The 22,956-nt window shown below is 67.7% G+C and carries 21 protein-coding genes; 7 read left to right on the top strand and 14 right to left on the bottom strand.

Annotation, left to right across the window (positions count from 1 at the left end):
- The first annotated feature begins 9 nt into the window (after window positions 1-9).
- A complete protein-coding gene (locus HZA32_07225; GenBank protein ID MBI5423862.1) occupies window positions 10-1,206 on the top strand; it encodes a M23 family metallopeptidase in 1,197 nt (398 codons plus the stop codon).
- Between the two features lie 112 nt (window positions 1,207-1,318).
- Complete coding sequence (locus HZA32_07220; protein ID MBI5423861.1) at window positions 1,319-3,712, top strand: ABC transporter permease; 2,394 nt, start codon at window positions 1,319-1,321, stop codon at window positions 3,710-3,712.
- A gap of 13 nt (window positions 3,713-3,725) precedes the next feature.
- Here HZA32_07220 and asnS read toward each other — a convergent pair whose 3' ends face one another.
- Window positions 3,726-5,126, bottom strand: a complete 1,401-nt coding sequence (gene asnS / locus HZA32_07215) for an asparagine--tRNA ligase (protein ID MBI5423860.1) — start codon at window positions 5,124-5,126, stop codon at window positions 3,726-3,728.
- Window positions 5,127-5,317: 191 nt separating this feature from the next.
- Between asnS and HZA32_07210 the strand changes: the two genes are divergently transcribed.
- Window positions 5,318-5,683 (top strand): YXWGXW repeat-containing protein, encoded by a 366-nt coding sequence (locus HZA32_07210; protein ID MBI5423859.1) that lies wholly within the window; start codon window positions 5,318-5,320, stop codon window positions 5,681-5,683.
- Window positions 5,684-5,890: 207 nt separating this feature from the next.
- Here the strand turns inward: HZA32_07210 and HZA32_07205 are convergent, their stop codons facing one another.
- From HZA32_07205 to HZA32_07195, 3 genes are all read right to left on the bottom strand, one after another.
- Entirely contained in the window at window positions 5,891-7,729 is a 1,839-nt protein-coding gene (locus tag HZA32_07205) for a M14 family metallopeptidase (GenBank protein MBI5423858.1), read from the bottom strand.
- Window positions 7,730-7,923: 194 nt separating this feature from the next.
- Window positions 7,924-8,667, bottom strand: coding sequence for an SDR family oxidoreductase (locus HZA32_07200; protein ID MBI5423857.1), 744 nt, complete (start codon window positions 8,665-8,667; stop codon window positions 7,924-7,926).
- Window positions 8,668-8,716: 49 nt separating this feature from the next.
- Complete coding sequence (locus HZA32_07195) at window positions 8,717-9,298, bottom strand: TetR/AcrR family transcriptional regulator (protein ID MBI5423856.1); 582 nt, start codon at window positions 9,296-9,298, stop codon at window positions 8,717-8,719.
- Window positions 9,299-9,398: 100 nt separating this feature from the next.
- Between HZA32_07195 and HZA32_07190 the strand changes: the two genes are divergently transcribed.
- Together HZA32_07190 and HZA32_07185 are read left to right on the top strand one after the other, a co-directional pair.
- Complete coding sequence (locus HZA32_07190; protein ID MBI5423855.1) at window positions 9,399-9,875, top strand: methylglyoxal synthase; 477 nt, start codon at window positions 9,399-9,401, stop codon at window positions 9,873-9,875.
- Entirely contained in the window at window positions 9,875-11,806 is a 1,932-nt protein-coding gene (locus tag HZA32_07185; GenBank protein MBI5423854.1) for a tetratricopeptide repeat protein, read from the top strand. The genes HZA32_07190 and HZA32_07185 overlap by 1 nt, the downstream gene beginning before the upstream one ends.
- On the opposite strand, the gene HZA32_07180 is transcribed toward HZA32_07185, so the two are convergent.
- From HZA32_07180 to HZA32_07155, 6 genes are all read right to left on the bottom strand, one after another.
- Window positions 11,792-12,454 carry a hypothetical protein gene (locus HZA32_07180; protein ID MBI5423853.1) on the bottom strand — a complete coding sequence of 221 codons (663 nt, stop codon included), beginning with the start codon at window positions 12,452-12,454 and terminating at the stop codon, window positions 11,792-11,794. The two genes, HZA32_07185 and HZA32_07180, sit on opposite strands and share 15 nt — an antisense overlap.
- On the bottom strand, window positions 12,441-12,971 hold the full coding sequence (locus HZA32_07175; protein MBI5423852.1) for a sigma-70 family RNA polymerase sigma factor: 531 nt from the start codon (window positions 12,969-12,971) through the stop codon (window positions 12,441-12,443). The genes HZA32_07180 and HZA32_07175 overlap by 14 nt, the downstream gene beginning before the upstream one ends.
- Before the next feature lie 85 nt (window positions 12,972-13,056).
- The gene (locus tag HZA32_07170; protein MBI5423851.1) at window positions 13,057-14,247 is read right to left on the bottom strand and encodes an ABC transporter permease; all 1,191 of its coding nucleotides are present in this window, start codon (window positions 14,245-14,247) and stop codon (window positions 13,057-13,059) included.
- A gap of 2 nt (window positions 14,248-14,249) precedes the next feature.
- Window positions 14,250-15,401 carry an FtsX-like permease family protein gene (locus HZA32_07165; protein ID MBI5423850.1) on the bottom strand — a complete coding sequence of 384 codons (1,152 nt, stop codon included), beginning with the start codon at window positions 15,399-15,401 and terminating at the stop codon, window positions 14,250-14,252.
- 92 nt (window positions 15,402-15,493) lie between these two features.
- On the bottom strand, window positions 15,494-16,201 hold the full coding sequence (locus tag HZA32_07160; GenBank protein ID MBI5423849.1) for an ABC transporter ATP-binding protein: 708 nt from the start codon (window positions 16,199-16,201) through the stop codon (window positions 15,494-15,496).
- Complete coding sequence (locus HZA32_07155) at window positions 16,198-17,424, bottom strand: efflux RND transporter periplasmic adaptor subunit (protein ID MBI5423848.1); 1,227 nt, start codon at window positions 17,422-17,424, stop codon at window positions 16,198-16,200. Before HZA32_07155 ends, HZA32_07160 begins: the two co-directional genes overlap by 4 nt.
- A 166-nt stretch (window positions 17,425-17,590) precedes the next feature.
- On the opposite strand from HZA32_07155, the gene HZA32_07150 reads away from it, so the two are divergent.
- Window positions 17,591-18,418 (top strand): alpha/beta hydrolase, encoded by an 828-nt coding sequence (locus HZA32_07150; protein ID MBI5423847.1) that lies wholly within the window; start codon window positions 17,591-17,593, stop codon window positions 18,416-18,418.
- Between the two features lie 25 nt (window positions 18,419-18,443).
- Here HZA32_07150 and HZA32_07145 read toward each other — a convergent pair whose 3' ends face one another.
- From HZA32_07145 to HZA32_07130, 4 genes are all read right to left on the bottom strand, one after another.
- Window positions 18,444-18,830 (bottom strand): hypothetical protein, encoded by a 387-nt coding sequence (locus HZA32_07145; protein ID MBI5423846.1) that lies wholly within the window; start codon window positions 18,828-18,830, stop codon window positions 18,444-18,446.
- 72 nt (window positions 18,831-18,902) lie between these two features.
- Entirely contained in the window at window positions 18,903-20,120 is a 1,218-nt protein-coding gene (locus HZA32_07140) for a hypothetical protein (protein ID MBI5423845.1), read from the bottom strand.
- Between the two features lie 3 nt (window positions 20,121-20,123).
- Complete coding sequence (locus HZA32_07135; protein ID MBI5423844.1) at window positions 20,124-21,329, bottom strand: hypothetical protein; 1,206 nt, start codon at window positions 21,327-21,329, stop codon at window positions 20,124-20,126.
- A 166-nt stretch (window positions 21,330-21,495) separates the two neighbouring features.
- Window positions 21,496-21,858, bottom strand: coding sequence for a hypothetical protein (locus tag HZA32_07130; GenBank protein MBI5423843.1), 363 nt, complete (start codon window positions 21,856-21,858; stop codon window positions 21,496-21,498).
- Window positions 21,859-22,149: 291 nt separating this feature from the next.
- Here HZA32_07130 and HZA32_07125 point away from each other — a divergent pair, with 291 nt between their 5' ends.
- Window positions 22,150-22,542, top strand: a complete 393-nt coding sequence (locus HZA32_07125) for a hypothetical protein (GenBank protein MBI5423842.1) — start codon at window positions 22,150-22,152, stop codon at window positions 22,540-22,542.
- The last annotated feature ends 414 nt before the right edge of the window (window positions 22,543-22,956 follow it).

Genomic DNA, 22,956 nt, shown 5'->3' with positions numbered 1-22,956 from the left:
CGGCGAGCAATGCAGCAGTCCCTTCATTTTCCCGCTTTTGCACGCGCGACGATTGTCCGCGCAGCCGTCGCGTTTGCCGCGCTCCTGCCAGCGGCGGCGCGCGCCGGTTACGAGGATATCGTGAGCGCATTCACGACGATCCGCTCGAACACGACCTTCCCGGTGCAAGGGAAGACATTCAACGACGTCGAGGAGACGTTCGGGCCGCGACGCCAGCCCTCGCTCAGCGGCAGCTACGACTGGCACCGCGGCATCGATATCGACGGCGCCGGCGGCGAGAACATCCTCGCGGCCTACGACGCGCAGTTCGAGAAGCTCGATTACTCCGCCAGCGCCGGCAACTACGTCGTGTTGAAGCACACGCTGCCTTCGTCGGTCGCGTTCGGGACGAACCCCGACAAGCAGACGTGGACGACTTTCTACACCTACTACATGCACCTGAGCGACGACAGCGTGACGCTGATCAACAATCAGGCGTGGACGAAAGGCTCCACGATCTCGAAGGGCACGACGATCGGCTATCTCGGAAACACCGGCGGCTCCGGCGGCGAGGCCTACGCGTATCACCTGCACTTCGAGTTGCGCTTCGGCACCTCGAACCCGCTGGAAAACCAGATCGCGGTCGGCGGCCTCACGTCGACCGATGCGTGGTTCGATCCGCACATGCACCCGATGCTGCTGTTCAATCCGAACGACGCCACGTTGCGCGGCGCGTCGAGCGGCGCGACCTACTCGCAATCGCTCTCGCTCCTCGCCGCCGGCACGCACGCTGACGGCATGACGTTCGGTTACAGTTCGTCGCTCGACGAGCTGCCGTTGCTCAATCGCTACGACGTCACGGTGCGCGAAATCGCCAGCGGGAACGTCGTGCTGAGTCACACGCTCGATTTCAACCAGCGCCTCGGCTTCGACGCCACGACCAACGCCGCTCTTGACACGCGCGACCTCACGAAGCCCTACACCGCGCCGCAATACTTCGAGGACGCCGATACGACCTTCAATTCGCAGCTCGTGGTGCCCACAAGTTGGCTCGGTGCCTACGCCAGCGCGGCGTATTCGGTGAACGTCACCGCGAGCGACATCTGGTTGAACTCCACCACGCTCACGGTCGGCGCGTCCGCCGTGCCCGAACCGTCGACCTACGCCGCTCTCGCCGGCGCGCTCGCGCTCGGCGCGGTGGCGTGGAGACGTCGGCACGCGTGCTGAGGCAGTCGCACCATTCTGCGGTTTGGCTGCCACGGCGTGCAGGACGCAGATTGTTGCCGACTCGAATCTAAGAAACCGATGGGCTGGGGCGTTGTCTGGTAACCCCGGCCACATGCTTTCTCCGCTGAAGATCGCCGCGCGCGCCCTCGCGCGGAGTCCTGCCCACACTCTCGCGGTCGTCGTCACGCTCGGGCTCGGTGTCGGCGCGGCGGCGACGTTCTACAGCATGATCGTGACGACGTTGTTTCCGCGCGTCGGCTTCCCCGAGCCCGAGCGGCTCGTGCGCGTCGAGATCTCGAATCCCAAGATGCCGAGCTCGCAGCCGCCGTTTTTGCTGAAGCATTTCGCCTACCGCGACGCGAAGTCGTTCGCGGCGGTGGCGGCCGGCTCCTTTGAATCCGTCAATGTGCTCGTTGACGGCGAGCCGAAGGGGATGTTCGCCGCGCGCGTGACGGAGAATTTCTTTGCGATGCTTGGAGTGCAGCCGGCGCGCGGACGCGTGTTTTTGCCGGAGGAAACGAAATCCGAGGCCGCGCAGGTCGTCATTCTCAGCGACTGGTTCTGGCGCGATCGACTCGGCGCCGATCCGCGCGTGCTCGAGCGCGAGCTGAAGATCAACGATCACCCGCACCGTGTCGTCGGAGTGATGCCTCCCGACTTCGCCTCGCCCATCCCGGTCGGCGATCGCAGCGTTTTCCTGCCTTACGCACTGCCCACGACGGTGGAAATTGCGGAGGCGTTTCTGCCGGCCATCACCCTCGCCCGGCTCGCGCCCGGCGTGACACTCGATCAGGCGCGCGCCGAGTTGGAGGCGATGCATCCGGAGCAGGGCAAGCCCTACGAGCAATTCGTCCGCGATTACCGGGTGCGCGTCACCAGCCTGATGGAGCCGCCGGACAACGTGTGGATGCGCCGCTATCATCGGATGCTCTGGATCAGCTTGGGCGCGGTGGGCTTTCTCTACGCGATCGCGACTGTGAATGCCGGCAGCCTCGTGCTCGTGCGCATGCTCGGTCGGCGGCGCGAGATCGGCATCCGGCTCGCGCTCGGCGCGCGGCGCTGGGACGTGTTGCGGCCGTTGTTTGTCGAAGGCTTGCTCATGGCGGTCATCGCGGTGGCGCTCGGCGCAGCGATTGCGAAATGGCTGATGCCGCTGCTGCTCACGCTCGCACCGAGCGGACAAGAAGGTGTCGTCGCGCAGCTGAGTGGCGAAGGCCTCGCGTTTCTCGCCGTGCTAGGGACGCTGACGACGCTGGCGGTGGTGGTGATTCCGGGCTGGCACACCACGCGACTGAGCATCCAGGACGTCGTGAAGGACGGCTCGGCCGCCGCCGGCGAGAGTCGCGCCACGCGCCGGTTGCGTGGTGCGCTCGTCGTGATCGAGGCGGCGCTCGCGGTGGTGCTGCTCACGGGTGCGGGCTTGATGGTGCGCTCGTTTGCCCAGATCGCGCGGCAGAAGCCCGGCTACGAACTCGAACACCGCTACACGGTGAGCTTGACCCGCCCGATGCGCGAGAAACTCACCGGCGAGCAACTCGTCGAGCGGCGGCGCGTGCTGTTGGAGCGCGTGCAAAGCGTGCCGGGCGTGACGAGCGCAGCGTTTTCCATGGGCGCGGTGCCGAGCTACTATTATCCGCAGAAGGTGAAAATTGTCGGACGCACGGACGGGGCCGAGATCGAGGCGGCGGCGAATCCCTCGTCTCCCGAATTGCTCGCGGCGCTCGGCGTGCCGTTGCGCCTCGGGCGTCCGATGGCGGCGCAACGTCCGTCGGACCCGCCGGCGATCTGGATCAACGAAACGATGGCGCGACTCTATTTCGGCGACCGCAATCCCATCGGCGAGCGGATCGAGGGCTTCGACAAAAAGCCGTGGGAAATCGCCGGCGTGGTCGGCGATCAAGTTTCGCAACGCGACGGCGCGAAGCCGCGATTCTATTTTCCGCATTGGCAGTCGCCGTTCTGGGCTGCCGAGGAACTGTTGTTGAAGTGCGCGGGCGCGCCGGGGCCGAAATTCGAAGCCGAGGTGCGCCGCGCGCTCTACGAAGTGGCGCCGACGGTCGCGGTGATCGGTCTCTATCCGCTCGAGCAGCATCGGAAATGGGAGGTGGCGAACGAACGGTTCGCGTTCGCGCTGCTGCAAGTGCTCTCGGCGCTGGCGCTGCTGCTGGCGGCGACGGGCTTGTTCGCGATGATGGCTTACTCGGTGGCGCAGCGCCGCGCGGAATTCGGCGTGCGGCTGGCGCTCGGTGCGACCGGGGCGTCGCTTTATCGCCTCGTGCTGGGCGCGGGTGCGGGCTTGGCCGCGCTCGGCGTCGCGATCGGACTCGCGGTCGCGTGGGGCCTGTCGCGTTTTCTCGAGTCGCTGCTGATCGGCACCGCGTCGCACGACGCGCTCACGTTTGCCGCGGTCGGATTGCTCATGCTCGCCGTGGCCGTGGCGGCGTGCTGGTGGCCCGCGCGCCGCGCGGCACGCGTGGACGTGACGGAGCTGCTGCGCGCGGAGTAGTGCGCAGTTCGACTTAGAAATCCGCCGTGCCCGGCGTGCGGGCGAAGGGGATCACGTCGCGGATGTTGCCGACGCCGGTCACGAACATGAGCATGCGCTCGAAGCCGAGGCCGAAGCCCGCGTGCGGCACGCTGCCGTAGCGGCGCAGGTCGAGATACCACCAGTAACCCTTCTCATCGAGGTGGTGCAGCGCCATGCCTTCGCGGAGCTTTTCCAAACGCTCCTCGCGCTGACTGCCGCCGATGATCTCGCCGATGCCGGGGACGAGCAGGTCCATCGCGGCGACCGTCTCGCGGCCGGGGGCGCAGCCGTCGTTGGCGCGCATGTAGAATGCTTTGATCGCGCGCGGGTAGTTGTAGACCGTGGTCGGGCACTTGAAGTGCTCCTCGGTGAGGTAGCGCTCGTGCTCGGCTTGAAGGTTTGCTCCCCACGCGACGGGGTGCTCCCAGGTCTTGCCGCTCTTCTCGAGGATTTCGACCGCCTCGGTGTAGCTGCAGCGGACGAACGGTTTTTCCAACACGAAGTCGAGGCGCGCGAGCAGGTCCTTGTCGACGAACTTGGAGAAAAACTCGAGGTCGGCCGCGCAGTGCTCCTTCGCGTCGCGGATGAGGTATTTCACGAACTCCTCGGCGAGGTCCATGTTGCCGTGGATGTCGCAGAACGCGACTTCGGGCTCGATCATCCAGAACTCGGCGGCGTGGCGCGAGGTGTTGCTGTTCTCGGCGCGGAACGTCGGGCCGAACGTGTAGATGTTGCTCAACGCGTGCGCGAAGATTTCGCCCTCGAGCTGACCCGAGACGGTGAGGAACGCTTTCTTGCCGAAGAAGTCCTTCGCGTCGTCGACGTGCTTGCCGTCCTCGGTGCGCGGCGGGTTGGCCACATCGAACGTCGTCACGCGGAACATGTCGCCCGCGCCTTCGGCGTCGCTCGCCGTGATGATCGGCGTGTGGACGTAGTGGAACTGCTTGTTCTGGAAAAACTGGTGGACGGCGTAGGCGAGGCGGCTGCGCACGCGGAAGACGGCGCCGAAGAGATTCGAGCGCGGGCGCAGGTGCGCGATCTCGCGGAGGAACTCGAGCGTGTGGCCCTTTTTCTGAAGCGGGTAAGTCGCGTCGGCCTCGCCGAGCACGGTGAACTTCGTCGCAACGACTTCCCATTTCTGGCCGGCGCCCTTCGACTCGACGAGTTTGCCGTGCACTTCGACGGACGCGCCGGTGTTGGCGCGGGCGACCTGCGCGTAGTCGGGCAGCGTCGCGTCGACGATCACCTGCATGCCCTTGAGGCAGGAGCCGTCGTTGAGCTCGATGAACGAGAAGGCCTTGGCGTCGCGGCGGGTGCGGACCCAGCCTTGGAGGAGGATGGCGTCGCTCGGAGCGGTGGCGTTGTGCGCGTCTTTGACGAGAGTGCGTTGCATGGCGGAAAAGGGCTTCGAACCAAGCGACGCGCGCGCGCCTTGGCAAACCCGATATGACGCGGCGGCGCGCGTCTGCTTCCTCAGGTGACGCGACGATGTCGGGCAACGGGAAATACCCGGGCAACCAACGGCCGCCCACCTCGCTCTAACGTCCCATGAAATCGACAACTCATGCTTCTGAAAATCACGCGATGCGATTGCTCGTCTCGGTTTTGGCTGGAGCGGTGCTCGGCCTGTTCGCGGGCTGTGGCTCGGAGGTTGTGGCGCCCGTGCCGCCGCCGGTTGCGCCGCCGTCCACCGCGGTGATTGGCGTGACGTCGGCGGGGCAAATCGTCGTCACGCAGGCTCCGCCGGTGGTCCTGCAACAGGAGGTGATCGGTGCGCGTCCGTCCGTCGAACACGTGTGGGTCGAAGGTTGGTGGGTCTGGCGCGACGGCCGCTACGAATGGCACCCGGGCGAATGGGTCGTTCCGCCTCGTCGCGGCGCCGTGTGGGTTGCGCCGCGCTGGGAACGTCGCGACGACGGTTACTACTTCGTCGACGGCTACTGGCGGTGAGCCGCCGAATGTGGCTGGGGGAGAGTCAAACGGCGCGGAGCGAGCAGCGCCGTTTTTTCTGCGCGCCGCCGCGAGCATCCGTGCAACGGCGTGTCGCTGCGCAACCGGAGACAGCGAGGTGGGGGCTTGCGAGCGGGCGACGCACGCACGTCTGTCGCGGAAGGTCGCCTGCAAGCAGGCTCCTACAGCGGCTGGACACGCCCGGCGCTAGGGGCGGATTGCGCTGAGCGGCAGCGTCTCGTCACGCTCGATGCCGACGGGGTAGAGAAGGTGGCGCTCGTCGTAGAATTTCGAGCGGCGATAAAACCACTGCAGCCGCGCCGTCGGGGTTTTCGCGAAGGCGGGGTCGGCCGCGAGCTTGGCGTCGAACTCGGCCTTCAGCTTCGGATCGTCGGCGAGCATCTTCTCCGCGAGCGGAGCGATGACGTAGCCTTCAATGTATTCGGTGCGCTGGAGGATTTCGGGAAAGAAGCCCCACGCGAGGAACGATTCATCGCTCACGGGATCGAGCAGCATCATCGCGAGATCGCCGAGCGGTTGGTCGGTGGAGACGCGCACCGAGCCGGCGGGATAGAGTTCGTCGCGCGTTTCCCATTCCACGCGCTCGAATTTGAGGGTGTGGTGGCCTTCGAAAGGCATCGCGCTGGGCTTCGGGCCGACGAGGCGGGCGAGCGTGACGCGGACGGTGGTGTCCTCGGCGAGTTCGTCGATTTCTAGGCCGTGGAGGCGCAGGCGCTCGATGAGTTCGGGCTTCGTGACGGGCACGTAGAACGCCTTCGGGCGCACGAGTGTCGCACCGTTGGTGTCGAGATGCACGGGAATGCCCGGATAAGTCTTCGGCGTGCCGAGCCAGCGGACTTCCTTCGTGCCGGAGGCGGGCGAGTCGTAGGTCTCGAACGCGATGCCGGCGAAGTCGGTCGTCGCGCCCGTCTCGCGGGGCACGCCGAAGTTGGCGGGGAGTTTCGCGGGTCGCGCGGCGCGGTCGGCTTCGATGGCGGCGCGGACGGTGGCGGCGTTCTCGCCGAGCGCGCGCAAGGCCGATGCGAGCAGCACGTAGGTGCCGAGCACGCGCTGGCGGTAGGGTTTCAGCGAGTGGTTTTCGACGAGCACGCTCGGGATGTGCCGCAGATCGCCATAGCCGTGGGAGAACCGCGGTGTGGAGGTGCCCGCGGAAATGCCCTCGACGAGATCACGGTTGTTTTGCGCGAAGACGAGCGGGCCGGGAATGTGGCCGGCTGCGGCGAGCGCGCGGCTGACGGCAGGGTCGAGCACATCGTCGAGCCATTGGCCGATTTGCGGCGACCAGGCGAATTGTCCGCCGTAGCCGTTGTGGCCGAAGGTGACGTCGTATTGATAGTCGATGCCGTCGGTGACGTGCAGGTCGAAGTAGAGCGAGGGTTTCCAGGCGTTGAGCACGTCGAGCAGCGCGCGCATCTCCGGCGCGTCGGCCTTCATGTAGTCGCGATTGAGGTTCAGGTTTTGCGCGGTGGTGCGCCAGCCCTGGTGAACCGGGCCGCGCTGGTTGGGGCGGTTCCATTCGGAGGAGCGCTCATGGCCGTCGGCGTTGAACACGGGAATGAACAGGAAGTTCGCCTGAGCGAGCAGCGCGCCCTTGTCGCCGAACGCGAGATCACGCAGGAGCATGAGGCCCGCGTCCTTGCCGTCGATTTCACCCGAATGGATGCCGGCCTGCGCGAGCAGCGTGGGGCGGCCGTTCTTCGCGAGTGCGGCGGGGTCTTCCGCGCCTTCCTTGCTGGCGACGACGAGCACGAGCGGACGTCCCTGCGCGGTCGCGCCGAACTCCACCAGCTTGATGCGCGGCGATGCGGCGGCGAGTTTCTCGAGCCACGCGAGCGTGTCGGCGTAGTTCGGCGAGTCGATGAGGCCGGTCTTCTCAGCGGGCGTGATCCACGGGTTGTCCGGCTGGGCGATGAGTGCTTCGTTCGCGCCGTGCCACGCGGGCGCGGGCGGGAGGAAGTCTTGCGGCGAAGCGGCGCGGGCGAGGAGCGCCGCGCCGAACAACACGGGAAACAGGCGGGTTTTCATGCGCAGGTGCGGGACGATGCCGCAGCGCCTTGAAAACGAAAGAGCGAATCGCGCGGCGCCGACGAGACGTGGCGTCCCGCCGGCGAAAGGCGGAGCGCTACTCCGGCCCGAGCGAGGACTCGAGCGCGACGAGAACGGTGAGAGCGGCGATGACGATGACGGCGGCGAGCATGGCGTGGAGGAGTTACGGGTGATCAGACGTGGCGGACGCCGCCGTCGGCGACGATGTCTTCGCCGATGATGAAGCTGGATTCTTCGGAGAGGAGGAAGCGCGCGAGCTTCGCGATTTCCTCGGGGCGGCCGGCGCGCTTGAGCAGCGTGCCTTGGCCGAGCGAGTCGATGAGTCCCTTGGCGGCGGCGGGGTCGAGGCCGAGCTTGCCGAAGATCGGCGTTTCGATCGGGCCGGGGCTCAGCGTGTTCACGCGAATGCCGCGCGAGGCGAGTTCGGCGCCGAGCGAGCGGCCGAGCGAGACGACGGCGGCCTTGGTCGCCGAGTAGATGCTCGCGTGTTCGAAGTTCACCCCGGCGACCACGGAGGCGTTGATGACGATGGCGCTCGGGTTGGCGAGCAGCGGGAGGAGCGACTGGATTTGGAAATACGGGCCGCGGACGTTGATGTTGAACTGGTCCTCGAAGTCCTGCGGCGTGGCCGTGTCGATCGGGCCGAACTTGCCAATGCCCGCGTTGAGAAAAGCGCCGTCGAGGCGCGTGACGCCGTGCTGGCGCAGCGTGGCGCCGAGCGCCTGCGTGTCGGCAAGGCTGCCGGAGTCGGACTTGACGACGAGCGCGGTGGCCGGAAGGGCGCTGCGCGCGGCGGCGAGCGTTTCGGGATTGCGGCCCGTGACGATGACTCGCGCACCGTCGGCGGCGAGGAGTTGAGCGGTGGCGAGGCCGATGCCCGTGGTGCCGCCGGTGACGAGGAGGGTTTGGTTTTTCATGTGAAAGGTGCGGAAGCGGAACAAACGTTCCAGAAAGAGCGAAAAGAAATCAGTCGAGCGACTGCAAAGCCAGCTGCGCGGTCTGGCGCAAGCCTTCGCGGTCGCCGAGGGCGCGGGAGGCGACGGCGAGGCCGAGCACGACGTGGTAGAAGTAGCGGGCGAGCGCGACCGGATCCTTGGCCTTGCCGATCTCACCCTTGCGTTGCGCGGCGGCGAAGCGCGAGGCGAAGAGACCTTCGATGGAGCGGGCGTGCTCCTGCGCGAGCGCGCGGACGTCGGCGTCGTGTGGCGAGAGCTCGACCATGGAGTTGACCATCAGGCAGCCCGGCGAGCTCTTGGCGCACTGGCCGGCGATCATGTTTTCGAAGAGCGCGGCGAGCGACTCGCGGAGCGGGCGGCCATCCTCCTCGAGCACGCGGCGCATCTGGTCGAGGCCGCGGGTGAGGTAGCGTTTCAGCGCCTGATGGTAGAGCGCCTCCTTGTTGCCGTAGGTGTCGTAAAGGCTCTGGCGGCTGACGCCGAGCTCCTCGACGAGGTCGTTGAAGGAGGTGTGCTTGAAGCCGCGCACGCGGAAGAGCTCCAGTGCTTGGTCGAGCACTTCAGCTTCGTCGAACTCCTTGGCGCGTGGCATGGCGCTTAAAAGAACGCGCGTTCCAGAAAGGTCAAGCAGGGATTTTTCGACCCCGGAGCAACGGCTTGCGGCCGTGCGCCCGGCCCGCGATGGTGGTGGCATGATCTACAAGACGATCACGATGCCCCCGCGGAAACGCGTCGCCCTCGTGGCGCACGATGCGCAGAAGGCGAATCTGGCGGAGTGGGCGAAGTTCAACCGCGGCACGCTCGGGGGGCACGAGCTCTGGGCGACCGGCACGACCGGGGCGCTGCTTGAACCCGTGATCGGCCTGCCGGTGAACAAGCTCTTCAGCGGCCCGCTCGGCGGCGACCAGCAGGTCGGCGCGATGATCGTGGAGGGCAAGATCGACTTCCTGATCTTCTTCTGGGACCCGCTTGAGGCGCAGCCGCACGATCCGGACGTGAAGGCGCTGCTGCGCATGGCGTCGGTGTGGAACGTGCCGACCGCGTGCGACCGGGCGACGGCGGACTTCCTGATCTCGTCGCCGCTGATGCACAGCAGCTACGAGCGACGCGTGCCGGATTATGAGGCGTATCGCCGCTCGCGCGTGGCTGTGGAGACGCCTCGAGCGTAATGAACCGCTCCCGTGCGAACGCCGGGGCGTGGGCGTGGTTGGGAGTTTGCGCGGCGGTCGCATTGGCCTATGCGCCGGTCTGGCACGCGGGATTCATCTGGAACGATTCCGACTACGTTACCGCGCCGGCGTTGCGCTCACTGGGCGGGCTCGGGCGGATCTGGACGGAAGTTGGCGCGACCGAGCAGTATTATCCCGTCCTGCACTCGTGGTTCTGGGTGCAGCAATGGATCTTCGGCGACGCGCCGGTGGGTTACCACGTCGTCAACGTCGCGCTGCACGCGCTCGCGGCGGGCTTGTTCGCGCTCGTGCTGCGGCGGCTCGCGGTGCCGGGGGCGTGGTTCGCGGCGGCGGTGTTCGCGCTGCATCCGGTGGCGGTGGAGTCGGTCGCGTGGATTTCCGAACAGAAGAACACGCTGTCGCTCGCGTTCTATTTGGCGGCAGCGTTGGCGTGGCTCCGTTTCGAGGAGCGGCGTGCGCCGCGCGACTACGCGGTGGCGAGCGCGCTGTTCGCGCTCGCGTTGCTCAGCAAATCCGTGACGGCGACGCTGCCGGCTGCGCTGCTGGTCGTCGCGTGGTGGCGGCGCGGACGAATTGAGTGGACGCGCGACGTGCGTCCGCTGGTGCCGTGGTTCGCGGCGGGCGCGGTGTTTGGGTTGTTCACGGCGTGGGTGGAGCATCGCGTGGTCGGTGCGCACGGGGCGGATTTTGATCTTGGGTTGATCGAGCGCGTGCTGCTCGCGGGGCGCGTCAGCTGGTTCTACCTCGGCAAACTCGTGTGGCCCGCCGAGCTGATCTTCATCTACCCGCGCTGGGACGTGAGCGCGTCCGTGTGGTGGCAATGGCTGTTCCCGGCGGCGTTGCTCGGCGCGCTCGCGCTCGCGTGGAGGATGCGCGACTGGTCGCGGGCGCCGCTGGCGGCGGGGTTGTTTTTTCTCGGTTCGCTGTTTCCCACGATGGGGTTTTTCAACGTCTACGCGTTCCAGTTCTCGTTCGTCGCGGACCACTGGCAATACCTGCCGATGCTAGGGCCGATCGCGCTGTTCGCGGGCGGAGCGGCGACGTTCGCGGCCACGCTCGCTCGCGAACAACGGCTGCTCGCGGGCGCGGCTGGCGCCGCGCTGTGCGCGTTGCTCGGCGGATTGTCGTGGGCGCAGAGCGGATTGTATCGCGACATCGAGACCTTCTACCGGCGGACGCTCGCGGCGAATCCTGACTCGTGGATGGGTCGCAACAATCTCGGCCTGCTACTGCTCGATGCGGGGCGCGCGGACGAGGCGCTCACGCAGTTGCGCGAGGCCACGCGCCTGAAGCCGCGCCACGCCGAAGTGGCGAACAATCTCGGCGCTGCGTGGCGTGCGACCGGGCACGCCGCGGCGTCGCTGACGGAATTTCGGCGCGCGACGGAGCTGAAAGCGGGCTACGTCGAGGCGGAATTCAATCTCGCACTCGCGCTGGCCGAATCCGGCGCCGCGGGCGAGGCCGAGGAACATTACCGTCGGGTGCTCGCGTTGCGCCCGACGCACGCGAAAGCGGCGAACAATCTCGGCAACCTTCTGCTCGCCGAGCGTGACGCGGCAGGCGCGATCGAGCTCTTTCGCGTCGCGCTGGCGGCCGCGCCGGATTTCGCCGATGCGCACCACAATCTCGGCGTGGCGTTCTTCGCGCAGCGGCGCGCGGCGGAAGCGGCGCCGGAATTGCGGCGTGCGCTCGAACTCGATCCGGCGCGCGACGTCAGCCGTTGGTTGCTGGCGATCGTGCTCGCGGGCGAGCGGCCGGTGGAGGCCGTGCCCGTGCTGGAGGAATTGGTGCGGCGGCAGCCGGCGCACGCGGATGCGCATCAGCTGCTCGCGCAATGCCTGTGGCAGCTCGGGCGAAAGGACGAGGCGGCGCGCGCGGCGGCGGAGGCGGAGCGGTTACGGCGCAGGTGACGCGGTGTTCGCGTCGACGCGCTCGGCGTCGACCGGCTTTAGCGCGGCGCGGAGCTTTTCCAGGTCGGCGATGCGCGGGTCCAGCTGATGGCGGACGGCATAGCGATTGAGGAACCACACGCCGGCGAGCACGGCGAGGTAGAGGAGCGCGAAACCGACACTGAAGCCGAGGCTGCGCAGCGACTGCCACAATCCGAGCCGGAGCGCCACGGCCACCAACACCAGGATCACCGCGGCCCAGAGCGGGCCGAGATACCACGTGTGCAGCGAGAGCAACAACCGACGTTGATGAAGCATTTCGGCGAGGTCGGCTTCCACCTTGGCGAGCAACGGCGCGTCGGCGCCGACGCGGGCGCGGCGCGCGCGGAGGCGTTCACGGACGAAGGCGGCGGACACGCCGAGCACGAGCGTGACGGACAAGGCCATCGGCCAGTTCGGGAGGCGCAGGAACCACCAGAACAGCGCGAACACGGCGGCGACCGCGAAGCCGGTGCCGCCTTCGAGGCAGTCGCGGATGAAAAGCGTGCGGGCTTCGCGCCGGCGTGTCGCTTCGAAGTTGGCGCGGAGCGCCGCCAGCTCGGCGGGCGTGGCGGTGAGGGCGGGCGCGGTTTGGCGCTGCCAGGCGGAGGTGCAATCAGTCCAGTTCATCGAGGGTGCCTTTCAGGTGCGCGGCGAGGCGCTTGCGGGCGCGGGTGAGCGCGACGCCGACGTGGTTTTCGGTCAGACCCGTGATCTCGGCGATATCGCGGTAGGCGAGTCCGTCGAGGAGCAGCAGCACGAGCGCGCGGTCAGCGTCGGGCAGCGCGCGGATGGCGGCGTAGAGTTTCTCCACCACCTCGCGATCGCCGGCGTGTTCGGCCGGCGAGGCGGCGTCGGCGGCGAACTGCGCGAGCTCGACGCCCGGTGCGAGGTGGCTTTCACGCCGTCGTGTGCCGCGTTGCCAGGTGAGGGCGGTGTTGAGGCAGACGCGGTAGATCCACGTCGAGGCCTTCGCCTGGCCGGCGAACGACGGCAGCGCGAGCCAGAGCTGCAGGAGCAACTCCTGCTGCAAATCCGCGGTATCCGCCGGGGTCGCGGCGAACGAGCGGGCGACCTTCACGACGATGCCGCGATGCTCTTCCAGCCAGGACTGGAAGAGGGCGGCGAAGTCGGAAGGAGGGTTCATTGCAGGAATTAGTCGCCGCTCGGCGCGAATCCTTACAACAAATCCCGCCGAGGCGAGCGGCGGGAGCGCCGGCCTCGCGCCGAACTTAGAGCTCCCGCAGCGCGCTCGCGATCGGCAGGCGGGCGGCGCGGATGGCGGGCAGCAGGCCGCCGATCAGGCCGATGAAGGTCGCCCACACTATGCCTTGCACGAGCAGCGCGGGCGTCACCGCGAAGGCGAACACGACTTGGCTGAAGCTCTGCCAGTTCATCGTGGCGGCGTGGAGATTGTTGAAGGCGATGAAGGCCGCGCCGCCGCCGATCGCCCCGCCGACCAGCGCGAGCATGAGCGATTCGGCGAGCAGCGCCACGATCACGGCGGAGCGGCCGAAGCCCAGCGCGCGCAGCGTGGCGATCTCGCGCGTGCGGCTGGCGACGGCGCTATACATCGTGTTCAGCGCGCCGAACACCGCGCCGACCGCCATGAGGAAGGCGATGAGGTAACCGAGCGAGGTGATGAGGCGTGTGATGGCCTCGGATTGCTCCGCGTAATGGTCGGATTGGCGCAGCACTTTGACGCTGAGCTGCGGGTTGGCGGTGAGTGCGTCCTTGAATTCCTGAAACGCGCCGGCGGACGCGAGGCGCACGTAGACCGACTGGAAGGAGTCGCCGCGGTGGTAAGCTTGCTGAAGGACCTTCGCGTCGGTCCACACTTCGGATTCCGCGACACCGCCGCCGGCTTCGAACACGCCGACGACGGGCCAGGATTCCGAGCCGACCTTGAGCGAGCCGCCGACCTCGAGGCCGGCGAATTCCTTCGCGGCGCCCGCGCCGACGATGACCTCGTTCCTGCCCCATTCGAACATGCGGCCGGAGACGAGGCGGAGGTTGTCGCGCACGGCCGGCGCCGCGGCCTCGACGCCGCGCAGCGGGACGTTGGCGTCGGTGCCGGTGGAGCGTTTCGGGAGATTGATCATGACGAACAGTTCGGACGAGGCGAGTGGACCGGTGGCGTTGCGCGCGACGCCGGGCGCGTCGGCGATGAGTCGCGTCTCGCTGCGGCCGAAGCCGCTGACCATTTCGGTGTCGGCGCCGCTGCGCAGGACGATGGCGGCGTCGGGCGAGCCCGACGCCATCATCGCGCGGCGGAAGCCGGTGCCGATCGACAGGACGCCGACGAGCACGGCGACGACACCGGCGATGCCGAAGACGGTGGCGGCGACGGAGCCGCGGCGTTGCGGGATGCTCAGCAACCCGAAGCGGGCGATGGCGGCGATTTGGGAAAACCAGTTGAACATGGTCACATCCTCCGGAGGGCCTCGGACACGCGCAGGCGCATCGCTTGCTGGGCGGGCAGGATGCCCGTGACGAAGCCGAGCACGATGCTCAGGCCGGCGCCGAGCAGCACGTCGCGCGCGGGGAAGAAGAACAGCGGCAGCAAGCCGCCCGTCGGATCGCCGCGCGAAATCATCAGCCACGCGAGCGCGAGTCCGAGCAGGCCGCCGAGCACGGTCAGCAGGCACGACTCGGCGAGCACGAGCCCGAGCACATGGCCGTTGGTGAAGCCGATGGCCTTGAGCACGCCGAGTTCGCCGATGCGCTCGCGCACGGATTGCGACATCGTGCTGCCGGTCACGAGCAGGATGGTGAAGAAGACGGCGCCGAGGATCGCAGCGACGATGAGCGCGATGTTGCCGATCTGATTTGCCCAACCCTGGATGAACGCGCCTTCGGGCTCGGTTTTCGTTTCGGCGGGCGAGTTGGCGAATTCGTCGTCGACGCGCCGCGCGACGTCGGCGGCCTGCGCGGGGTCCTGCACGCGGATGGTATACCAGCCGACCTGGCCCTGGCCCCAGTTCTGCGCCTTGCGCGACTCGTCGAAGAAGTCGTAGCGGAAGAACAGCGCGGTGGTGTCCGTGCCCTTGTCGCGACCGTCGTAGATGCCGACGAGGTCGAACTCCCACGTCTTGCGCATCCAGATGGGCGACATGATCGGGATCTTGTCGCCGATCTTCCAACCGAAGCGCTGTGCGGTGTTGCGGCCGACGATCGCGCCGGTGCGCGTGGCGAGCCAGGCCTTCATCTGCTCGGGCGGCAGCTGGAACTCCGGGAACATCGCCATGAACTCCGCGGGCACGACCGGGCACTGCATGAAGAAGTTTTTCGGGTCCTGGTAAATCCCGCCGAACCACGTCTGGTGCACGGCGGCGGTGACGCCCGGCACGCGCAGCATGCGTGCCTGATAGCTCTCGGGCAGCAGCTGGATGATCGAGACCTTGTGGCGGACGATGAGCCGGTCGGCGCCGGCGAGCGCCACGCCGCCGACGAGCGCCTGCTTGATCGCGCACAGGAAGCCGAAGAGCACGAACGCGACGACGATCGAGAGCAGCGTGAGCGACGTGCGCAGCTTCTTGCGCCCGAGATTCGCCCAGATGAGGTGGAGGAATTTCATGGAAATGAGTCTAGATCCCAGAGCCGAGAGTCCAGAGCCCGAGCTTTCTGCACGTTGTCGTGCTCCTAGCTCTAGGCTCTAGACTCTCAGCTCTAGACAACGGCTTCATTGCTGAGCTGGCCCTTGTTCAGATGCACGGTGCGCGCGGCGCGGGCGGAGGCGTGCGGGTCGTGCGTGACCATGATGATCGTCTTGCCGTGCTCGCGGTTGAGCGCCTGCAACAGCTGGAGGATTTCGTCGCCGGATTTGCGGTCGAGATCGCCGGTGGGCTCGTCGCAGAGGAGGAGCGTCGGATCGGTGACAATGCCGCGCGCGATGCCGACGCGCTGCTGTTCGCCGCCGGACATCGTGCGCGGGTAATGGTTGGCGCGGTGCGAGAGGCCGACCATCGCGAGCGCGGTGGCGACGTGCTTCTTGCGCTCGGCTTTCGAGAGGTGCGTGAGCAGCAGCGGCAGCTCGACGTTCTGCTCGGCGGTGAGCACGGGCATGAGGTTGTAGAGTTGGAACACGAAACCGATGTGCCGCGCGCGCCAGCCGGCGAGTTGGCCGTCGGAGAGATTGGCGATGTCCTCTCCCGCCACGCTGACCGTGCCGCGCGTCGGGCGGTCGAGGCCACCGAGGAGGTTGAGCAGTGTGCTCTTGCCGGAGCCGGACGGGCCCATCAACGCGAGGAATTCGCCGGCGGGCACGTGGAGATTCAGGTTCGAGAGGACGTGAATCTCCTCCGAGCCGCGGCGGAAGATTTTTTCGACGCCTTCGACGCGGACGAGCGCGTCGGCGGGGGCGGTGGGTTGGCTCATGGTTGGGTCTCCTTGACGGGGGCGCCGTCGACGAGGCCGGCCGGGGCCTCGAGGATGACGCGTTCGCCGGCGGCGATGCCGGCCAAAATTTCCGTGTCCGCACCGCGCGTGCCGGCGACGCTGACCGCGCGGCGCTCGGCGTGGCCGCTTGCGGCGACGAAGACGACGTCACGGCCGCCTTCCTGACGGACAGCGGCGGCCGGCACGAGGACGCTGCGCGTCGCGGACGCGGCGGCGGTGGCGGCGCTGTTGTCGCGGAAGGCGACCTTCACGGACATCTCGGGCAGGATGCGCGGGTCGAGTTGGTCGAAGCCGACGCGCACGCGCACGGTGGATTTCTGGCGGTCGGCGGTCGGGATGATGGCGATGACCTTGCAGGGAATTTTCCAGTCGGCGTAGGCGTCGAGCGAGGCCTCGACCGGCTGGCCCGGCGCGACGCGGTTGATGTAGCTCTCGTTGACGTCGATTTCGATCTCGAGCGAATCCATGTCGACGATCGTGCAGATGCCGGTGCGCGTGAAGCCGCCGGAGGACATCGGCGAAATCATTTCGCCGGGCTGCGCGTTCTTCGAGGTGACGATGCCGGCGAACGGCGCGCGGATGACGGCGTCGTCGAGCTGCTGTTGCCAGACGGCGACGCCGCGCTCGGCGACGGTGACCTCGGTCGCGAGCTGCGCGAGGCGGGCGTGGAGGGCCTTGGCCGCGGACTCGGCGCGGTCGAAATCGGCGGCGGTGGCGACGCCGCGTTCGGCGAGCTGGTGCTGGCGTGTGCGCTCGCGCTCGGCTTCGCCGAGGCGGACGCGAGTTTCTTCGAGTGCGGTGCGCGCGGACTCGAGTTGCGCCTGCGCGAGCGCGAGCGAGGTGCGGGTGTTGGCGTCGTCGAGGCGGGCGAGGATCTGGCCGGCGGTGACCTTCACACCTTCCTCGACGAGAACCTCGAGCACCTTGCCGGTGACCTTCGAGGAGACGGTGGCCTCGCGCCGCGCGGTGACGTAGCCCGAGGCGTTGAGCACGGTGCGCGCGCCGCCGGTGCCGCTGGCGACTTCGCGCGCGGCGGCCGTGCGGACGGCGAGTGGCTTCGGACGGGTGAGCCACCACGCGAGGGCGGCGAGAACAAGGAGGGCAGCGACGATGCCGACGAGCAACGGGCCGTTCGGGCCGGACGACTTCTTCGTCGGTCGCTCGATGCGCAAGTCTTCCAAGCGGGGGCCAGGGACGCTCATGCGACCAGCATCCATGCCGCAGCAGAGCGGGCCGGTCAACGGCGTTGGCGCTGGCCGAAAGTCACGGCGGCGTGACGGAAGTCATGGGCGGGCGCCAGGCGGGCGGGGCTGGCGTGTTCGTCGCTTTGCAGTTGCGCGAAGCGAGGCGGAAGAAACCTTCCCGCGTATGAATTTTCGTTTCTGTCTGGCGGCGTTCGGGGCGGCGGTGGCGGTGAGCGTGAGCGGAGCGACGGGCGCGACGCCAGGGGCGCCCCTGGCGATCGGCGAGACGTTCACGGTCGAGTCGCGCGTGCTCGGTGAGGTCCGCCGCATCAACGTCTACCTGCCGGCCGGTTACGCGGAGACGCCGGCGATGCGCGTGCCGGTGCTCTACATGCCGGATGGCGGGCTGGCGGAGGATTTCATCCACGTGGCCGGATTGGTGCAGATCGGCGCGGCCAACGGCACGATGCGTTCCCTGCTGCTCGTCGGCATCGAGAACACGCAGCGCCGGCGCGACCTCACGCCGCCGACCGAGAGCGAGCGCGACCGGAAGATCGCGCCCGTCGTGGGTGGCGCCGCGGCGTTCCGGAAATTTCTGCGCGAGGAACTGATGCCGTTGATCCGCGAGCGCTACCGCACGACGGACGAGCGCGCGATCGTCGGCGAGTCGCTCGCGGGGTTGTTCGTCGTGGATACGTTGCTGAGCGAGCCGGAGCTGTTCGACACCTACATCGCGATCGATCCGAGCTTATGGTGGAACGACGGCAAGTTTCTCGCGGCCGCGCCGGTGCGGCTCGCCGCGGTAGCGGCGAAGGGCCGGACGCTGTGGCTCGCGGCGGCGGAGAAGGACGGCAACGCGCGCGAGGCGCACGAGTTCGCGGCGCACCTGAAGCAGTCGGCGCCGGCGACGCTGCGGTGGAGTTTTGCGCCGTTCGCGGACGAGTCGCATTTGACGATCTACCACCCGGCGGCGCTGCGGGCGTTCCGCGAAGTGCTGGCGCCGCGCGAGTGAGCGGCGGCGCGCGTCTCGTGCGCGCTCAGGAGCCCGGCTCGCCGGGCTTGGCGGGATTGGATTCCTTGCCCAGCAGGTAGCCCGCGATGGCGCCGAAGAGGCCGACGATGGGCGTGAGCTGTTCGTTGCTGTAGCCGACGAAGAGCAGCAGCGCCGAGAGGCCGATGATCGTGATGATGCCGAAGACGCGGAGAATTTGCGGGCCGGTGGCGTTGCGGCGCCAGAGCAGGATCGTGCAGAGGATGAGTGTCAGCGCCATGAACGCGAACGTGGCGATGGTGAGGAACTGCACCATTTCGGGCGACCACGTGTGGCCGCCGGCGCCAGCGGCGTAGGGAGTTTGGCCGGTCAGCGGCATCTGTTTCATCTTCTCGAGGAGTTCGGCTTGGAGCGCGGCGTCTTTGTCGTTCATGGTGGGGCAGGGTCGGGGGCGGGAGGAAAGGCGACGACGATGCGGAAATCGCGGGCGCCGTAAAGCGAGCGCTCAGGGCCGGCCGGGCGCGGGCTTTTCGAGTGCGCGGATCCACTCGCCCTTGCGGTCGTCGTAGGCCTCGAAGCCTTGGGCGCCGAGCTTGGCGGTGACGGCGGCGCGGGCTTGTTGCGCGAGAGCGCTCAACTGTGCGGCGCGGTCGGCGGCGCTGAGTTGCGCGTTGGTGCGGATGGCGGCGGCTTGCGTGGTGAAGTCGCGTTGCAGGGTGCGGACCTGCGGAGCGATGCGCGCGGGCAGGCCGAGGCGCTGCACCAGGATGGCGGTTTCGTCGGAGGGGGTGGTGGTGGACGCGGCGTAGTCCTCGGCGCGTTCCGGTCCCAGAATGGCGGCGAGCTCCTTGCCGATATCCGCCATCACGCCGCTTTGCTGGCCGGGAGTCTTGGTCGGGTCGTTGAGCACGGCCGCGTATTTCTTTTGGACGGCGTAGATCGCGAGGTATTCCTGTTCGGTCGGCTGGAAGGTGCGGAGCTGCCATTTCAACTGCCGGGCGATCGTTCCGTTGCGGAGTTCGTATTGGGCGAGTTCCTCGGGCGTGAGGATTTTGGCGAGGTCGGCGAGCTTCTCCTGCTCGATGAGGTTCTGGGCGGCCAACGGGTCGCCGGTGACGGTTTCGCCGGGGTGCGTGCGGCGCTCGAGCACGGTCTTGAGGGCGAGTTGCTGGTAGTCGGCTTCGAGCTGTTGCAGGGCTTGGAGTTTCTCAAGCGGGAGGTTACCGAAGCGCCGGCGCGCGCTTTCCTGCGCGGCGGGATCGGTGGCGAGATCGACGGGGGTGGAGAATTTTTCGTAGAGGCGCTGTTGCTCGGCTCCGTTGCGACGCATGGCCTCGCGGATGGCGGGGTCGGCGTAGTTGGGCAGGTCGGACTGCCAGTAGGGGCGGCGGAGGCCGGACTGAACGATGGAGAATTTCTCGGCCAGGCGCGGCAGGACGATGGCGGAGATTTCGCGGGCGCTGAAGCCGGCCTCCTTGAGGCGCGCGGCGAGTTGCTCGATGTCGTCGGAGTAGACGCGCGACCACAGGGTCGGCGCTGGCGCGGCGGGCATGCTCGCGTTGCTCGAGGTCGCGGCGGCGTGCGACGTGGGCGCGGAGGCGGCGGACGCGGCGGCGGGTTCGCGCGACGGCGAGGAACGCGGCGCGGCGGAGCGGAGGACGGCGTAGGTGAGAGCGGCGTTGCCGAGAAGCGAGAGGACGAGGAGAAGGGGCAGCGTTTTCATGACTCAGGGCGTGGACGGCTTGCCGAGCTTGTTCATCCAGTTGCCGGCGCTGCGGCGGTATTTGGCGAAGTTGTCGGCCCCGAGGGTGGCGCCGAGCTGGGTGCTGGCTTCGGTGTTGAGGGCGGTGAGCGCTGCCGTCCTCGCCTCGCGGGAGAGCGACGAATCGTTGAGCACGGCGTCGGCGCGGCGGGAGAAATCCTGTTTCGTGGCGACGAGTTGGCGGGCCATGGCGTCGTCATAGCCGTAGCTGCGGGTGAAGGCGCGGGTTTCGCTGAAGACGCCATCGGTCGTGACGAGGTAGGTGGCGAAGCGCTCGGGGCCGAGCTGGGCTTTGATCTTCTCGAGCAGTTGCGGCTCGGCGGTGCGGCGGCGGGTTTGTTCGTCCTGCGAAAGATTGGTGACGCCGTAGGTTTGGTCGAACTCGAGCTGGAGTGTGGCGAGGGCGCGGTATTCGTCCTCGGTGGCGTCGAAGAAACGCAATTTGCTGCGCGTGGCATCGGCGCTCGGGCTGGCGCGGAGATCGTATTCGCGCAACTCGTCGGGCGTGAGGACCGCGGCGAGATCGGCGCGCTGCTCGCGCTCGAGGAGGCGGAGTTGCTCGCGGTCGGTTTTGAGGATGAGGCCGTTGGAGCTTTCGGTGACTTGTCGGCGGAGATCGGCGTAGTCGCGCTGGAGCGCTTCGACTTGGTTGATCTTTTCGGAGGAGAGATGGCCCATCGTGCGCTCGCGGCGGCTGCGTTCGTAGGGCGACAGCGCGTCGTTGCCGGTGCCGAGCAGCGCGCGGAGTTCGTCGGCCATGTCGCGGTCGAGCTGGCGGAAGGCCGCGCGCATCTCCGGCGTGGTGGGTCCGCCGGGAAAATTGCTGAAATCAACGGCCTTCCAGTATTCGTCGGGGATCGGGCCGCGGAGCGCCTTCTTCATGTCCTGATAGCGGCGGCTGACGCGCATTTGCACGAGGGCGCGGATGACGTCCGGCGGGAAGCCATCGGCGCGGAGCTGGGCGACGTAGGAGGCGTTGTCGGCGGGCGCGACGAAGCGGGCGTTCGGAGGTGTGGGGACAATGACGGGAAGGCGCGGCGCGGCGGGCAGTGGCGTGTAAATTGCGGCGACGCTCGTGGTGGGAGGAGAGGACCAGCGCGAATAGGCGAAGGCGCCTAGCGCGAGGTTGGCGGCGAGCGACAGCGCGAGGAGGACAGGCGTGACTTTCATCGGACAGAAAGGTGCGGCGTGCGGTGCGGAGCGTCGGGGGCCGCAACGAGACGGGGAGGCGGCTCGTGTTTCCCGACGATGCGCGGGCGCGCGGAGGCGTAAAGGCGTTACTCGGCGACGCCGCCGGGAACTGTGTCACCTATTCGGCGACAAGTCGCCTAGCGCCTCAACGGGCGTCGCGCTCCGACTTCAGCGCGAAGGCGGTCCAGAGCGCACCGGCGAAGTCGATGATGCCGACGAGCGTCAGCTCGCGCGGCGCGAACGAGAAGAGCACGAGGGCGCCGAAGAGCCCGAAGACGGCGAGGCGCACGAGCACCGTGGCGCGGATGAGCGGCGCGAGGTTCGTGCGCGCGGCGACGATGTAGTAGGTGGCGAGGCAGAGCGCCAACACGCCGACGATGCGCGGCCAGAAATCGTGCGCGGGAGGCAACCGCAGCAGCTCGAGCACGGAGTCGGGCACGAGCAGCAAGCCGAGCCCGACGAGCAGGAGGTAGAGGCCGAAGACGAGGACGGTGCGGGCGGAGGTCATGCAGGGAAGATTGTGAACACAGAGGACGCAGAGGAAACGGAGTAAAACCAAAACAGCGAGTGGGGCGCGTGGCGCGAATGCACGTGGCAGAGTTGGAGCCACGGATTGCACGGATGGGGCTCGCGGAGTGATCCGGGCGGTTTGCGAAATCGGCGGTCAAAAACCGGCGTGGCCGCCCGCCGGGAATTTTTCCGAACAATGAAACTCCGGGAGTGGCTTTGTCGCATTGAGACGTGTGCCGGCGAATGTCTCTCCGGCCGACTCCGCAACCAACAACCCCCGCTGACCATCATGAGTAACAACGTGTCGAATCCCTACACCCTCCAATCCGTTCCGTCGAACAAGGACATCCACTTCGCCTGCCAGGCCCATGCCGCCTACTATCAGCAGGTGACGATCTCCCTGAACGGGCAAACCGTCGTGTTCCAAGGCAGTGGCGAAGGCGTGCCGATGCAGACCACGGCCGGCCAGTTGACGGCGACGATCAACTCCGGCTCCGCCACCAGTCTGCAGGTGACGTTTCAATACTCGCGGAACGGCGCCAAAGGGCCGTTCACGCTCGCTCGCGTGCAGGCGCCGACCGTGACCCCCGGCCCGGTCGCGCTCGTCCAGATCACTTCGGAGGACAGCACGGATAAGGACGACAACGACTCCTACCTCTCGATCTATTGGTTGACGACCTGAGTGCGCGTCTCGCGTCGGACACGCGCCGCCCGCTTCCGCGAGCGGCGCGTTTTGCGAGAGGCCACGTCGCTGCGTTGCCGCGCATGGAGTCCAAGGACAGGATGATCCGGGCGGAGCTCATGCGGGCGGAGAGTTCACCGCCGAGGCGCAGTGTGCGCGGATGGCATCGCGAGGGTGGCGCGACCGCGGCGCGAGGGGCAGAAATGGCACCACGGATTGCGCGGATGACGCGAATGGCGAAGCGCTCGGGTGTGCGATGCGTGCGCTCTGCGATACCAGCCCCACGGCCGACGCGACGAAGCGCCGGTGCGCTCCGCCTTGCGGCGACACGCCGAAGTGCGGAGGCGCTGGGGCTATCGACGTTTGCTCGTGCTGCTGCGCCGCGAAGGCATTCAGGACAACCACAAGAGGGTT

The organism is Opitutia bacterium, from assembly GCA_016217545.1.
Classification (GTDB): domain Bacteria; phylum Verrucomicrobiota; class Verrucomicrobiia; order Opitutales; family Opitutaceae; genus Didemnitutus.
This window is presented reverse-complemented; position numbering and strand designations above follow the sequence as displayed.